We start from the raw sequence: 14083 nt of genomic DNA, 5'->3' as shown, positions 1-14083 counted from the left end.
TGCTACAGATCATCGGTCGGTCAAGTTACTTTCCAGCAGGATCGCTGAGCGGTCTGACGAACACTGAAAATAGCATCTGCCAGCGCCGTTCTGGAAAAATTTTTTATGACGCGGCACAAAAAAATCAATTATATGACCCGTGTCATTAGACGGTATTAATAGGCACGCTCCATGCATTTGCAGAGTCGCTGCCGCAAGTCCTTCAATGGAATGAATTTGCCGTGACGAAGATGGTTTTCGTGCCGGGTCTGGGGCAAGCTGTCGCTATTGACCCGAGGAATCGCACATGCTGAAAAAATCCCTTGCCGCACTGGTGTTGCTGGCCTCGACCAGTCACGCGGCAGAGACGGTCAATATCTACAACTGGACGGACTATATAGCGCCGGACACCCTGAAGAATTTCGAAGCCGCCACCGGTTTCAAGACCACTTACCAAACCTTTGAAACCAATGAAGCGCTGAACGCAAAGCTGCTGGCTGGCCACTCCGGTCACGATGTGGTTTTTCCGTCCATTCATTTCATGGGACGACAAATCCAGAACGGGCTGCTCAAAACCCTCGACAAGCGGCAGTTGCCCAACTGGAAAAACCTCAACCCGGTCCTGCTCAAGGCGCTGGAGGGCAGTGATCCCGGTAATCAGCATGGCTTCCCTTATCTGTGGGGCAGTACCGGCATCGGCTATGACTCGACCAAGGTCAAGGCCATCCTCGGCAAGGATGCACCGCTCGATTCCTGGGATCTGGTGCTCAAGCCGGAAAACATGAAAAAGCTCGCCCAATGCGGTGTGGTATTTCTCGACAGCGCGCCGGCTCTGCTGCCGATCACCCTGAATTACCTTGGCTTGCCACCACACAGCGAAGTGCCTGACGACTACCGCCAGGCAAAGGCGGTACTGGACAGCGTGCGGCCATACGTACGCAATTTCAGTTCTGCCGATTACATCGCCGACCTCGCGAAGGGCAGAATTTGTGTCGCGGTGGGCTATTCCGGGGATATTTCCCAGGCTCAGGAGCAGGCACAAAAAGAAGGCAATGGCATCACCATCGACTATGCCGTTCCGAAGGAGGGCGCGCCCATGTGGTTCGACATGGTCGCCATCCCTGCGGACGCCACCGATATCAAGGGCGCCTACGCGTTCCTGAATTACCTGCTGCGCCCCGAAGTGATCGCCAACATCACCAATACCGTGCATTACGCCAACGGCAATGAAAAGGCAGACGCGCTGATAGGTCCCGGCCTGTGGACCGATACCACGGTGTACCCGGACGCCGACATGTTGAGCCGCCTGTTTGTGATGTCTCAGGTCCCGGACACTATCGATGCGTTGCGCGAGAAGCTCTGGGACAGTTTCAGGGCCGACAGGTAACGTTGCTCAGATGACATGAGCCTGTTGCAGTTCGGTCAGTGCCTGAGCCTTCAACCGGGCCAGCAGCGGATCGCGACGATCCCTTGGCGTCTGCAGCCCGACCGGTAATTGGTGGGTGATTGTGCCGGGGCGGCTGCCCATCACCAGCACGCGGTCGCTCAGGTACAACGCCTCGTCAACATCATGAGTCACCAGCAACAGGGTAATGGCATGGCGCGCAGCCAGTTGCAGCAGCAGGTCCTGGAGCTTCATCCGGGTAAACGCATCGACTGCGCTGAACGGCTCATCCAGCAGCAACACCGCCGGGTGCGAGTACAGGCCGCGCGCGATGGCCACGCGTTGCGCCATGCCCCCGGACAGCGCTTTGGGCAAGGCATCGGCAAAACCGGACAGGCCCACTTCTTCGATCAATTGAGCGACCCAGCGGCGGTCGTAGCGATCATCGTCACTGAAACCGATATTCTGTGCGACGGTCAGCCAGGGCATCAGGCGCGGCTCTTGAAACACGAACGCCACTTCGCCCTGAATACGCTGCACCGAACCACTAAATTCCTGCTCCAGCCCGGCGACAATCCTCAACAGCGTGCTTTTGCCGCAGCCGCTGGGGCCGAGCAGGCTGACGATTTCACCTGACTGTAGCGACAGATCGATGCCGTGCAGCACGGTATTACCCGCGAACGCCTTGTGCTGGACGCGTATGTCCATCAGTGATTCCGGCATCTATCAACCCTCACGGCTTTGCCCGTTGAATGTATCGCGCCAGGCCAGGAAGCGTTTTTCCAGGCTTGCCAGCAGGCCGTCGCTGAGTTTGCCCAGTGTCGCCAGAACGATGATCGCCGCCAGCACGATGTCCGGACGCGAGGTTTCGCGCCCGTCACTGAGCAGGTAGCCCAGGCCTTTGGTGGCAGCGATCAGCTCGGCAGCCACCAGAAACATCCACGACAGGCTCATGCCGCTGCGCAAACCGGTAAACAGGCCGGGCAGGGCTGCGGGCAGAAGAATGCGCCGGGTCAGGCGATAGCGGCTCAAGCCATACATCTGGCCGACTTCCACCAGCTTTCGGTCAATGCCTCGAATCGCGGCCACGCCGTTGAGGTACACCGGAAAGAACGCACCAATGGCAATCAGCACGATTTTCGATGTTTCGCCAATGCCCAGCCACAACAGCAGAAGCGGCACCCATGCCAGACTCGGAATGGAGCGAAGCCCGGCGAATGTAGGCTCCAGATACGCTTCTGCCTCGCGACTGAGCCCCACCCACGCGGCAAACACCAGGGCCAGACTCGCACCGATCGCAAAGCCGCTGAGCACACGCAACAGACTGGCGCTGATGTGCTTCCACAACGCACCGTCCGCCAGGTCGCGCAGGGTCAGCACGATCTCGCTGGGCGCTGGCATCTGGTAGGCAGGCAGCCAGCCGATGCGTACGATCATTTCCAGCAAAACGATAATCACGGCCGGCACCACCAGGCCCTTGAGTGGTGTTCTGTAGCGCTGCCAAAGCGTTCGTTGTGCCTTGTCCGGCACTGTTGCCTGCGCTGAGGCAGGCAACGACTTGTTGCGGCGGGTCATGGCGTGGCGATCACGGCTTTGGAGAATTCAGGCGTGATCAATTGATCAATGACCTGTTCGACATTGATGCATTTGCGCACCAGATCCTCGGAGACCAGAATCGGCGCTGCGGCCTTGGACGCTTCCACGTCTTTCGCGCTCAGTTGCGGGGTGCTCAGGTCTGTGCGGGTCAATTGCAGTCTGGCGACTTCCAGCGGCAGGCCCGACTCGGTCGCCAGCAGCCTGGCCAGCTCATCAGGGTTTTTTACTGCCCATTCCCGGGCTTGTTCATAAGCGCTCAATACTGTCCTGATCGCCTGAGGATGCTCCCTGGCATAGGTTTCCGTGACGCTCAGTACGCCATAGCTGTTGAAGTCCTTGTTGCGGTAAAGCAGGCGTGAGCCGGACTGGATTTCACTGGCCGCCATGTGCGGGTCAAGCCCTGCCCAGGCATCTACGTCACCTTTTTCGAGGGCGGTGCGTCCATCGGGATGCTGCAGGTGCAGCAGCTCGACATCATCCTTTTTCAGCCCGGCCTTCTGCAGCGCGCGCAAGGTGAACAGATAAGGGTCGGTGCCTTTGGTGGCGGCTATTTTCCTGCCTTTGAGCTCGGCGACCGATTGCAGCGGCGAATCCTTACGCACCACCAGTGCGGTCCATTCTGCCCGGCTGTAGACATACACCGACTTGATCGGGCTGCCGTTGGCCCGCGCCAGCACCGCAGACAGGCTGGCCGACGATGCAAAGTCGACGCTGCCGCTGTTCAGGTACTCCAGCGAGCGGTTGCTGCCCTGGCTCAACACCCAGGTGACTTTCGCCTCCGGCAGGGCTTTCTCCAGCCAGCCAAAATGCTTGAGCGCCAGGCTGAGCGGCGAATAGTAGGCGTAGTCGAGGCGGATTTCCGCAGGTGCGGTCTCGGCGGCTTGCACTGTGCCATTGAGGCTCAACGCCAATAGGCAGGAGCTTGCCATCCAGCGAATCAACGCGCGCGGAGACAACAACCGAAAAGAAACGGGGGGTTGTGGCATAGTGGCATCCAGGTCAGGAAAGCAGAGCCGCAGCGACCGGTTGGTATATTCCAAAACAGGCAGTTCGCAGGGCGTGAAATTCAGAACCGGAATATTGCACGCTCTATGCCAACGACCAAAGCGCTTGAATTCCGGGGGCTTACGCGGTTTTTCAGCGTCCGTGATGTTGATCTGACAGCGGTCTGTTGAATGGCTGTTGCCAGGCAGACAGTCGGGTTTGATGACTCATCTTTCGACGATTTTTTGACATTTTCCCTGCTTGTCAGGCGATTTTTTTTGCCGGTATTGCAACAGAATCGTTTTTTGACACTCTTAATCGTCCACATTCTTAATTTCGAAACATGTGCGCACTAGGCTCTGTACGAAAAGTCGGCGAGCGAAGGTCAGGCGAGGCAAAAACAGGCGAGGAAGCGGAGTCTACGTGTTGTAAATGAGCATTCCGAGCCTGTTTTTAACGAAGCATCACCGAGCGCAGCCACTTTTCGTACAGAGCCTAAGATTCGCGCGTGACCCTTTTTGACTGATCCGCAGAAATTTCCAGGGCGAGCTGCACAAGCCTGCGTATTCGCACCAGCCAAGTGGCTGTCCCCTTTCAAATGCGCACCGGACTCAGAAAATAATGAATATGCCGAAAATGTCTTCCATCAACCGACTTCAGCGCCGCCTTGCGTGGTGTTTCTTCCCCTCCGTGCTGGTGGCTTCTGCCCTGGTCCTGTTCACCATGGGCAAAGGCGTGCATGCAGAGCCCAAGAATGGTATCCAGACACTGGTATTTCTGCGTCATGCCGAAAAGCCGGCCATGGGGCTGGGGCAATTGAACTGCCAGGGGCTCAACCGGGCGATAGAACTGTCGGAAGTCCTGCCCAGGGAATTCGGCAAGGCTGACTTCATCTTCGCCGCCAATCCGAGCCGACATGTGGAAGAGGGTGAGGGCGACCAGTCCTACAGCTACGTTCGTCCGCTGATGACGGTAGGGCCCAGCGCAATCAAACTGGGGTTGCCCGTCAACCTTGACTTCGGTGCCAACGACACCGCAGACCTGGCCGATGAACTGATGCAGGACAAGTACCACAACGCAGTCATCTACACCGCCTGGTCGCATGGCTATCTGCCGGAGCTGATCAACAAGGTGGCTGAAGAAGCGTCCGGCAAGAGCACCAATCTGCTGGATGACTGGACAAACGATGATTTCGACTCGGTGATTGTCGTCACCCTGAAATGGGTCGATGGCAAAGCGACGCTCGATTACAAGAATCAAAAGCAGGGCCTCAACAACGGCGCCGAGACCTGCCCTGAAGCGACCTGATGCCCAAGCGCAACGGTTTTCAGCCGTTGAGAGACTTCATCGACGCCGCGTTATAGCGCTCACCGGATGCCGACCCCTGGGCCGGGAAAATCGCCTCCAGCTGGGCAAGGTCATCGGTACTCAGCGTCAATGAAGCCGCTGCCACGTTGCTTTCCAGGTATTTGCGCTGCTTGGTGCCGGGGATCGGAATGATGTCATCTCCCTGGGCAAGCACCCAGGCCAGCGCCAGTTGCGACGCGCTGATGCCCCTGGCCGTAGCCAGTGCCTTGACCTGCTCGACCAATTGCAGATTGCGATTGAAGTTTTCGCCCTGAAACCGTGGGGTGAAGCGACGGTAGTCATCGGCCGCGAAGTCGTCCGGTGTGCGCAATTCACCGGTCAGAAACCCCCGGCCGAGCGGGCTGTACGCCACGAAGGCAATGCCCAGACGGCGGCAGGTGGCAAGCACGCCATCCTGTTCCGGATCGCGTGACCAGAGTGAGTACTCGCTCTGCACGGCCGCCAATGGATGCACCGCGTGGGCCTTTTCGATGGTCGCGGCACTGGCTTCGCAGATGCCTATGTGGCGAACCTTGCCAGCCTTGACCAGTTCGGCCATGGCGCCAATGGTGTCCTCGATGGGCACCGTGGGGTCGACACGGTGCTGATAATAGAGATCAAGGTAATCGGTGTTCAGCCGCTTCAGGCTGGCGTCGATGGACTGGCGAATGTACGCCGGACTGCCATTGACGCCACGCGCATGCGGGTCATCGCCACGGACGATGCCGAACTTGCTGGCCAGGTAGATACCTTCACGCTTGCCCTCGAGGGCACGACCAAGCAAGGCTTCGTTGGTGTGCGGGCCGTACATGTCAGCCGTATCGAAAAAGTTGACACCCAGCTCGATCGCGCGGTGCAAGGTGGCGATGGATTCCTTTTCGTCGATGCCGGTGGTGTAGAAGTCCGACATTCCCATGCAGCCCAGCCCGAGGGCGGACACGTGCGGACCGAGTTGACCCAATTGGCGCGTGATCACAATGAGTGCTCCTGATCGTTGAAAGATCGGTCGAGTTTCGCCTCTTTGCGTGGCTCAATAAACCGGGTGTTTCTTATTTCACTGTTGTTGAAATCCAAACAATGCTGACCGTAGTGGTGGTCAGCGCCTGTCGGTGGGCATGCAACACCGCGCCTCTTGAATCCGACAAAGCGCGCTAGTCACACCATACCGAATGGAGTACAAATGTACTCCATGAGCACATTATCTCCTCGACGCAGCGCTATTCTTACCTTCATCCGCGATCGCATCGCGCAGCAGGGGCAATCACCGAGCCTGGCGGAAATTTCCGAGGCTTTCGGTTTTGCTTCGCGTAGCGTGGCGCGCAAACACATTGTGGCCCTGACTGAAGCCGGGCTGATCGAAGTCGTTCCGCATCAGGCACGGGGCATTCGCCTGCTGAACACTGAGCCACGGCCCGAATTGCTGGAAATTCCGGTCCTGGGGCGCGTGGCGGCGGGCGTACCGATCGGGCCTGATCTCGATATCCACACCACGCTGCACCTGGACCGCAGCACCTTTACCCGTGTGCCGGACTACCTGCTGCGCGTGCAGGGCGACTCGATGATCGAGGACGGCATTCTCGATGGCGACCTGGTGGGCGTGCACCGTAACCCGCAGGCCAGTGACGGGCAGATCGTGGTTGCCCGTCTGGACGGCGAGGTGACCATCAAACGCCTGCAACGCCGTGCCGACCAGGTTCGCCTGTTACCGCGCAACCCGGCCTACGAACCGATCATCGTCACGCCCGATCAGGACTTCGCCATCGAAGGCGTGTTCTGCGGGCTGGTGCGTCGCGAATGATGGGCGCGGTGGTCAGCCTGGACGCCTTGCTGGATGAGCGCAGGGTCTGGAAAGGGCGTCAGCAGAGCGCGCCACAGGTCAGCCCGCAGCCCAGTGGCCATGCGTTGCTGGACGCTGCCTTGCCCACCGGCGGCTGGCCTGCTGCGGCCCTGACTGAAATCCTCATCCCGGCCAATGGCAGCGGCGAACTGCGCCTGCTGTGGCCGAGCCTGGCGCGGCTTTCCGCGATCGCTGAGCGCATTGTGCTGGTCGCACCGCCCTATATTCCGTACCCACAGGCGTGGCTGGCCGCCGGCGTCGATCTGCGCCAGTTGGTGGTGATCGAGGCGAGTAACCGCGATGCCTTGTGGGCTGCCGAGCAATGCCTGCGCTCCGGCAGCTGTGGCGCGATCGTGTGCTGGCCCGGCATGGTCGATGACCGTGCGTTGCGACGCTTGCAGGTGGCTGCCGAAACCGGGCAGACCCTTGCCTTTGCCTGTCGCCCGCAGCAGGCCGCCGCCAATCCTTCACCTGCGGCCCTGCGCATAGCGCTCGATACCCGTCCCGCACAGTTGCGGGTACTCAAATGCCGGGGCGGACTTGCGCCGCCTTTCCCCATTCCGTTCCCGACCGACGCTTGAGGTTCTTATGCTCTGGGCCTGTGTCTTGCTGCCGCAACTGGCGCTGGACGGCGTCATGCGTCGTCACGGCAACCCCGATGAACCGCTGGCGCTGATCAGCGGCAGCGCTCAACGTCGCGTGTTGCAGAGCGTCAATCCGGCTGCGCGTGCGTTGGGTCTGAAAGCCGGGCAATCGCTGACCGCAGCCCAGGCGCTGGTGCCCAACTTCACCACGATCGAACATGACCCGGCCGATATCGAGCGTTTGCAGCAACTGCTCGCGGCCTGGGCCTACGGTTTCAGTTCCAATGTCAGCCTCAAGTACCCGCGGGTGCTGCTGATGGAAATCGAATCCAGCCTCAAGCTGTTCGGCCCCTGGCCGGTGTTCGAGGCGCGTTTGCGGGAAGAGCTGACCACACAGGGTTTCCGCCATCGCATCGTGGTCGCGCCCAACCCGATAGCCGCGCGAATGCTGGCCAACATGCATGACGGGCTGAGCATCGACTGTCCGCATGAATTGCGTCGCCGTCTGGAGCAGATGCCACTGGAACGCATCGGCCTGAGCCGCGAAACCGCTACCGCCCTGACACGCATGGGGCTGCGCAGTGTGCGGCAGGTGCTGGCGCTGCCCCGCGATACGCTGGCTCGGCGGTTTCCGGCCAGCGTGCTGCAGCACCTTGATACCTTGCTCGGCGAGCGCCCCGTGGCGCTGGAGTGCTACACGCCGCCGGACTTTTTCGATGTACGCATCGAGCTGAATTTCGACGTCGAGTCCCATCAGGCCCTGTTGTTTCCGCTCAAGCGGCTGATCGCCGATCTGGCCTTGTTCCTGGCCGGACGCGACAGCGGTGTGCAGCGATTTTCCCTGCACCTCGAGCATGTGCCAGGGCCGGAAACCGTCGTGCCGGAGACTGTCGTACCGGTCGGGCTGCTGAGCGCCGAGCGCGATGCGTCGATGCTCTTCGAACTGGCCCGCGGCAGGCTGGAGCAGGTGCTGGTCGCGTCGCCGGTACGTGCCGTGCGCCTGCTGGCGCGAGACTTGCCGGATTTCGTCCCGGCGCACCGTCAGTTGTTCGATGAGCGCGTGCAGCAGACCTTGCCCTGGGAGCAACTACGCGAGCGCCTGCGGGCGCGTCTGGGCGACGAGTCGGTCAATGGCTTGCGCGCCCAGGCCGATTATCGTCCCGAATGTGCCTGGCAAGCGCACAGCAGCAGTAAACCGGTCCTGCCAGCCAGAGGCTTCACGCGTCCAGGCTGGCTGCTGCGCGAGCCTCAGCCGCTGCCAGTGCAGGCGACCCGTATCGTGGCCGGGCCCGAGCGAATCGAGTCCGGGTGGTGGGACGGCGGCGATGTGCGCCGCGACTATTACCTGGTCGAAACCGCCAGTGGCCAACGCGCCTGGGCGTATCGCGCGGTTGGCGAGCAGGGTGAACTGCTGCTGCATGGCTGGTTCGCATGACCCGCGAATACGCCGAGCTGCATTGCCTGTCCAACTTCAGCTTTCAGCGGGGTGCCTCGAGCGCACGCGAGTTGTTCGAACGGGCGTTACGCCATGGCTACAAAGCGCTGGCAATTACCGACGAGTGCACCCTGGCCGGCATCGTACGCGCCTGGCAGGCGTCAAAAAGCACCGGTCTGCCCTTGATCGTCGGCAGTGAAATGCACATCGAAAACGGCCCGAAAGTCGTCTTGCTGGTGGAAAACCAGGCAGGCTATGAGGCGCTGTGCAAACTGATCACGGTAGCGCGCCGCCGGGCCAGAAAAGGTGAATACCGCGTGTTGCGCGAAGACTTCGAGCCTGCGCCGGACGGGTTGCTGGCCCTCTGGCTGCCGGACCTCGACGGCGATGCTCAAGCCTGTCTGGCCGGCGGACGCTGGTTGCGTGAGCGATTTACCGAGCGCCTGTGGCTGGGTGTCGGGCTGCACCGTGGCCCGGATGACGAGCAGCGGCTGGCCGACCTGCTGGCGTTGGCACAATCGCTGGGTATTCCGGCAGTGGCCAGTGGCGATGTGCACATGCACGCGCGTGGCCGGCGTGCCCTGCAGGACACCATGACTGCCATCCGCCACCACACCACAGTGGCCGAGGCAGGTCATCTGCTGTTTGCCAATGGCGAGCGCCACCTGCGGCCACTGGATGCGCTCAGCGAGCATTACCCGGACTGGCTGCTGGCCGAGTCGGTGCGTATTGCCCGGCGCTGCACGTTCGACCTGGGCGATTTGAAGTATGAATACCCGCATGAACTGGTCCCCAAAGGCCAAACCTCTACGTCCTGGCTACGTGAACTGACCGAACGCGGCGTTCGCAGGCGCTGGCCGGGCGGCCTGACACCGGCCACCCGTGCGCAGGTCGAGAAGGAACTGGCGCTGATCGCGGAAAAGAAGTTCGACAGCTACTTTCTGACCGTGCATGACATCGTCGAGTTTGCCCGCAGCCAGCACATTTTGTGTCAGGGGCGCGGCTCGGCGGCCAACTCGGCAGTGTGTTATGCGCTGGGGATCACTGAACTGAACCCGGAACAGAGCAACCTGCTGTTCGAGCGCTTCATTTCCAGAGAGCGCAACGAGCCACCGGATATCGACGTGGATTTCGAGCATGACCGCCGCGAAGAAGTCATTCAGTACATCTTCCGGCGCTATGGCCGGGGCAGGGCCGCGCTGACGGCCGTAGCCAGCACCTATCATGGCTCCGGCGCAATGCGTGACGTGGCCAAGGTGCTGGGCTTGCCGCCAGACCAGATCAATGCATTGGCCGAAGCCTTCAGCCGCTGGAGCGATTCACTGCCGTCGCCTGAGCGCTTGCGCGAATACGGCTTCGATGCCGACACGCCGATCCTCAAGCGCGTGCTGGCGTTGACCGGCGAACTGATCGGTTTTCCCCGGCACCTGTCGCAACACCCGGGTGGATTCGTGATTTCCGAACACCCGCTTGAAACGCTAGTGCCGGTCGAGAACGCCGCGATGGCCGACCGCACCATCATCCAGTGGGACAAGGACGACCTGGACCTGGTCGGCCTGCTGAAAGTCGACATTCTTGCACTGGGCATGCTCAGTGCCTTGCGCCGCACGTTCGATCTGGTGCATTTGCACCGTGGCCAACGATGGACCCTGGCGACTCTTCCGGGCGACGACCGGAAAACCTACGAAATGATCAGCCGCGCCGACACCATCGGCGTGTTTCAGATCGAGTCGCGTGCGCAGATGGCCATGCTGCCGCGCCTCAGACCGGAAAAATTCTACGACCTGGTCATCGAAGTCGCCATTGTCCGGCCAGGGCCGATTCAGGGCGACATGGTTCACCCGTACCTGCGGCGGCGCAATGGTGAAGAGGACGTCACCTATCCGCCCAAGCTTGAATCGGTGTTCAAGCGCACCCTGGGTGTGCCGCTGTTCCAGGAGCAGGTCATGGAAGTGGCCATTCTGGCCGCCGACTACACGCCGGGCGAGGCGGATGAGTTACGTCGCGCGATGGCCGCATGGAAACGTCACGGCGGGCTCGAGCCGCATCGCGAACGGCTGCGCACGGGCATGCTGAAAAACGGCTACGAAGCGGACTTTGCCGACCGGATCTTCGAACAGATCAAGGGCTTTGGCAGTTATGGTTTCCCCGAATCCCATGCTGCCAGTTTCGCCTTGCTGACCTACGCCAGTTGCTGGCTCAAGTGCCACGAACCGGCAGCGTTCACCTGCGCGCTGATCAACAGCTGGCCAATGGGGTTCTATAGCCCGGATCAATTGCTGCAGGACGCACGCCGCCATCACATTGAAATTCGCCCGGTGGATGTGCGTTACAGCGATTGGGATTGCTCGCTGGAGCCGCTCGATCATCCTGACCGCACGCGCAATCTGGCGATTCGTCTCGGGCTGCGCATGGTCCGCAGCTTTCGTGAGGAAGATGCCCTGCGCATCGAAGCGGCGCGCGCGAAACGCCCGTTTGTCGATGCCACGGACCTGACGTTGCGCGCCGAACTGGACGCGCGGGCCGCCGAAGCGCTGGCGGATTCCGGGGCCTTGCGCGGCCTGATCGGTCATCGGCACCGGGCGCGCTGGGAAGTCGCCGGGGTTGAGGCCCAGCGCCCCCTGTTCGACGACCTGCCCAGCGAAGAAACCCAGGTAACCTTGCCGCTGCCGACCGTGGCCGAAGACCTGGTGGCCGACTACACGACGCTGGGCACCACCCTGGGGCCACACCCGCTGGCCTTGCTGCGCCGGCAACTGGCTGCCAAACGCTTTCGCAGCTCACAAGACTTGTTACACCTGGAAAACGACCGGACCCTCAGCGTGGCGGGACTGGTCATTGGTCGTCAACGACCGGGCACTGCGAGTGGCGTGACCTTCGTCACCCTGGAAGATGAGTTCGGCATGGTCAACGTCGTAGTCTGGCGCGACCTGGCCGAGCGTCAGCGCAAGGTGCTGGTGGGTTCGCAATTGCTGCAGGTGTTCGGGCGACTGGAATCGAAAAGCGGGGTGCGGCACCTGATTGCCCAGCGCCTGTACGACCTGACGCCGCTGCTCACCGGACTGGATGTGCGCAGCCGGGATTTTCAGTAATCGGGCCTGCAATTTGCAGTATCAATCGGTACATCCTGTCACCGAGAAGCCCAGTATGTACAAAGACTATCCAGCCGCTTACCAAGTCAGCAAAGGCGCGGCGCTGCAAGTCGACACTGCCTTTTATGAGCGCATCCGCACGAATGCGCAGCAACGCACCCTCGTCGAACAGATCGACGTACCGATTCGTACCGGGCGGGCCTGGAAGGTCAAGGCCGGCCAGGTGTTTCGGGTCACTACACCGGTGGGCCCGCAAGTCGGCGATTTCAATGTCTGGAACGCCAACGACCCCCGCGAGCGACTGTGGGCTGCGCGCACGCGGCAGTTGCAGGGCGCGCATGTCAGCACCCATGATCGGCTGTGGTCGAACCTGCCGTTTTTGCGGCCAATGGTAACCATTACCGATGACAGTCTGGCCAGTTACGGAACCGACGAGCACGGCGGCCGCCTGCATGACCTGCTCGGCACGCGCTGCGATCCCTACATCAACAAGATGCTGACCGGTGAAGACTTTCACCATCACTGCCATTCCAACCTGACCCGCGCAGTGCTGCCGCACGGGCTGACCGAGTTCGATGTGCACGATGTGCTGAACATCTTCCAGTGCACCGGCCTGAACCATGACGACCTGTATTTCATGAAAGCCTGCCCGGCGCAGAAGGGCGACTATCTGGAGTTCTTCGCGGAAATCGACCTGCTGTGTGCCTTGTCGACCTGTCCGGGTGGCGACCTGTCACTGCCGATGTGGGGGCCTGATGCGCAGGACCCGTTGAGCGTCTGCCGGCCGCTGGGCGTCGAGATCTATGACCTCGACGCGTCGCTGCTGGACGGCTGGCAGTCCCCCGAGCGCGCGGCCTATAACGGCCTGCACGGTCTGCGGATCGCCAAGGCCGATTGGGAGCAATAACCGCTCAGGCTGCGCGCGCCATTCTGCGCAGCCCCCAGACCATCACCGCCCCCATCCCGAGCATGGCCAGCAGCAGTGCCGGGTAAGCCACCCACCAGTGCAGCGGTGCGGTCATCATGCTGAATTCCGACATGCCGCCGATCCCGGCAATCAGGTTCAACGGCAGAAACACCACATTGATCAAGGTCAGTTTGCGCAGCAGGGTGTTGGTGCTGTTATTGACCAGGTTGCCGCGCGCATCCATCAGACCGGCGAACACCGTGGAATAGATCTCCGCCTGTTTGTAGCACTGATCGTTCTCGATGATCATGTCGTCGATCAGCGCCAGGCTTTCTGCTGGGTATTGCCTGGCTTGCGCATGATTGCGCAGACGGGTCAGGACCGCACCGTTGCTGTGGATGGCGTTGATGTAATACACCAGACTTTCGCTGAGGTTGAACATCTGCAGCAGATGGCGGTTTTCCAGTGAAGAGTTGAATTTCTGCTGCAATTCACGGGCGACCATCTTGATGACTTTCAAGTGCCCCAAGTAGTGATGAATGTTGTTGAACAGCAGCTCCAGAAGGATATCCAGCGGCTGGTTCAGCGGGCGGTGCGCGCCCAGCGCGCTCAAGGGTTGCTCGTCATCACAGATCAGCACCAGCTGGTCCCGGCTCAGCAGCACGCCAAAGGACGAAACGTCGAACGAGAAGCTGTCCTTGCCCGAATAGTTCTCGGGGCGTTTCCAGATGACGAACAATGCATCAGGGTGAAACTCGATGCGCGAAATTTCGTCCGGGTCGAGTGCCGAGGCAACAGCGTGCTCATCAAGGTGAAATCGCTCCAGCAATAATCTGCGTTCTCCGGCATCCGGTTTGCTGAACCACAGCACATGGGCCTTTTGCGGATCACATGCCAGCAACTGGTTGTTGTCGAGTTTCAGGCCCTGAATCATCGTT

General features: G+C 60.7%; 12 protein-coding genes. 7 read left to right on the top strand and 5 right to left on the bottom strand.

Annotated elements, in window-relative coordinates:
• Positions 1 to 286 precede the first annotated feature (286 nt).
• Positions 287 to 1366 (top strand): polyamine ABC transporter substrate-binding protein, encoded by a 1080-nt coding sequence (locus KBY08_RS09595; protein WP_003402721.1) that lies wholly within the window; start codon positions 287 to 289, stop codon positions 1364 to 1366.
• A 6-nt stretch (positions 1367 to 1372) separates the two neighbouring features.
• Here KBY08_RS09595 and KBY08_RS09590 read toward each other — a convergent pair whose 3' ends face one another.
• Genes KBY08_RS09590 through KBY08_RS09580 form a run of 3 tightly spaced genes read right to left on the bottom strand, consistent with a single transcriptional unit; the run spans position 1373 to position 3945 of the window.
• Positions 1373 to 2086 (bottom strand): ABC transporter ATP-binding protein, encoded by a 714-nt coding sequence (locus tag KBY08_RS09590; RefSeq protein WP_024638765.1) that lies wholly within the window; start codon positions 2084 to 2086, stop codon positions 1373 to 1375.
• A 3-nt stretch (positions 2087 to 2089) separates the two neighbouring features.
• Complete coding sequence (locus KBY08_RS09585) at positions 2090 to 2938, bottom strand: ABC transporter permease (RefSeq protein WP_024638764.1); 849 nt, start codon at positions 2936 to 2938, stop codon at positions 2090 to 2092.
• On the bottom strand, positions 2935 to 3945 hold the full coding sequence (locus tag KBY08_RS09580; protein ID WP_060409061.1) for an aliphatic sulfonate ABC transporter substrate-binding protein: 1011 nt from the start codon (positions 3943 to 3945) through the stop codon (positions 2935 to 2937). Before KBY08_RS09580 ends, KBY08_RS09585 begins: the two co-directional genes overlap by 4 nt.
• A gap of 619 nt (positions 3946 to 4564) precedes the next feature.
• Between KBY08_RS09580 and KBY08_RS09575 the strand changes: the two genes are divergently transcribed.
• A complete protein-coding gene (locus KBY08_RS09575; protein WP_024641812.1) occupies positions 4565 to 5251 on the top strand; it encodes a hypothetical protein in 687 nt (228 codons plus the stop codon).
• A gap of 19 nt (positions 5252 to 5270) precedes the next feature.
• On the opposite strand, the gene KBY08_RS09570 is transcribed toward KBY08_RS09575, so the two are convergent.
• Positions 5271 to 6266 carry an aldo/keto reductase gene (locus tag KBY08_RS09570; protein ID WP_054092207.1) on the bottom strand — a complete coding sequence of 332 codons (996 nt, stop codon included), beginning with the start codon at positions 6264 to 6266 and terminating at the stop codon, positions 5271 to 5273.
• A gap of 204 nt (positions 6267 to 6470) precedes the next feature.
• On the opposite strand from KBY08_RS09570, the gene lexA reads away from it, so the two are divergent.
• The 5 genes from lexA to KBY08_RS09545 are packed head-to-tail and all read left to right on the top strand — an operon-like array spanning position 6471 to position 13145.
• The gene (lexA, locus tag KBY08_RS09565) at positions 6471 to 7088 is read left to right on the top strand and encodes a transcriptional repressor LexA (protein WP_011267741.1); all 618 of its coding nucleotides are present in this window, start codon (positions 6471 to 6473) and stop codon (positions 7086 to 7088) included.
• Positions 7088 to 7708 carry a translesion DNA synthesis-associated protein ImuA gene (gene imuA / locus KBY08_RS09560; protein WP_024641815.1) on the top strand — a complete coding sequence of 207 codons (621 nt, stop codon included), beginning with the start codon at positions 7088 to 7090 and terminating at the stop codon, positions 7706 to 7708. The genes lexA and imuA overlap by 1 nt, the downstream gene beginning before the upstream one ends.
• A gap of 7 nt (positions 7709 to 7715) precedes the next feature.
• Complete coding sequence (locus KBY08_RS09555; protein ID WP_032656075.1) at positions 7716 to 9146, top strand: Y-family DNA polymerase; 1431 nt, start codon at positions 7716 to 7718, stop codon at positions 9144 to 9146.
• Positions 9143 to 12238 carry an error-prone DNA polymerase gene (locus KBY08_RS09550; RefSeq protein ID WP_024660100.1) on the top strand — a complete coding sequence of 1032 codons (3096 nt, stop codon included), beginning with the start codon at positions 9143 to 9145 and terminating at the stop codon, positions 12236 to 12238. The genes KBY08_RS09555 and KBY08_RS09550 overlap by 4 nt, the downstream gene beginning before the upstream one ends.
• 55 nt (positions 12239 to 12293) lie before the next feature.
• Positions 12294 to 13145 carry an urea carboxylase-associated family protein gene (locus tag KBY08_RS09545; protein WP_024660101.1) on the top strand — a complete coding sequence of 284 codons (852 nt, stop codon included), beginning with the start codon at positions 12294 to 12296 and terminating at the stop codon, positions 13143 to 13145.
• Positions 13146 to 13149: 4 nt separating this feature from the next.
• On the opposite strand, the gene KBY08_RS09540 is transcribed toward KBY08_RS09545, so the two are convergent.
• Positions 13150 to 14079, bottom strand: a complete 930-nt coding sequence (locus KBY08_RS09540; protein ID WP_024660102.1) for a magnesium transporter CorA family protein — start codon at positions 14077 to 14079, stop codon at positions 13150 to 13152.
• Positions 14080 to 14083: the final 4 nt, after the last annotated feature.

The organism is Pseudomonas sp. P135 (genome assembly GCF_020312125.1).
GTDB classification, from domain to species: domain Bacteria; phylum Pseudomonadota; class Gammaproteobacteria; order Pseudomonadales; family Pseudomonadaceae; genus Aquipseudomonas; species Aquipseudomonas fragariae.
Note: the sequence above shows the minus strand (reverse complement) of the source record. Positions and strands in the feature narration are given on the sequence as shown.

Bases quoted from the DNA above. Each gene is read 5' to 3' on its own strand.
- KBY08_RS09595 (WP_003402721.1), top strand. From the start codon at position 287: ATGCTGAAAAAATCCCTTGCCGCACTGGTGTTGCTGGCCTCGACCAGT.
- KBY08_RS09590 (WP_024638765.1), bottom strand. From the start codon at position 2,086: ATGCCGGAATCACTGATGGACATACGCGTCCAGCACAAGGCGTTCGCG.
- KBY08_RS09585 (WP_024638764.1), bottom strand. From the start codon at position 2,938: ATGACCCGCCGCAACAAGTCGTTGCCTGCCTCAGCGCAGGCAACAGTG.
- KBY08_RS09580 (WP_060409061.1), bottom strand. From the start codon at position 3,945: ATGCCACAACCCCCCGTTTCTTTTCGGTTGTTGTCTCCGCGCGCGTTG.
- KBY08_RS09575 (WP_024641812.1), top strand. From the start codon at position 4,565: ATGAATATGCCGAAAATGTCTTCCATCAACCGACTTCAGCGCCGCCTT.
- lexA (WP_011267741.1), top strand. From the start codon at position 6,471: ATGTACTCCATGAGCACATTATCTCCTCGACGCAGCGCTATTCTTACC.
- imuA (WP_024641815.1), top strand. From the start codon at position 7,088: ATGGGCGCGGTGGTCAGCCTGGACGCCTTGCTGGATGAGCGCAGGGTC.
- KBY08_RS09555 (WP_032656075.1), top strand. From the start codon at position 7,716: ATGCTCTGGGCCTGTGTCTTGCTGCCGCAACTGGCGCTGGACGGCGTC.
- KBY08_RS09550 (WP_024660100.1), top strand. From the start codon at position 9,143: ATGACCCGCGAATACGCCGAGCTGCATTGCCTGTCCAACTTCAGCTTT.
- KBY08_RS09545 (WP_024660101.1), top strand. From the start codon at position 12,294: ATGTACAAAGACTATCCAGCCGCTTACCAAGTCAGCAAAGGCGCGGCG.
- KBY08_RS09540 (WP_024660102.1), bottom strand. From the start codon at position 14,079: ATGATTCAGGGCCTGAAACTCGACAACAACCAGTTGCTGGCATGTGAT.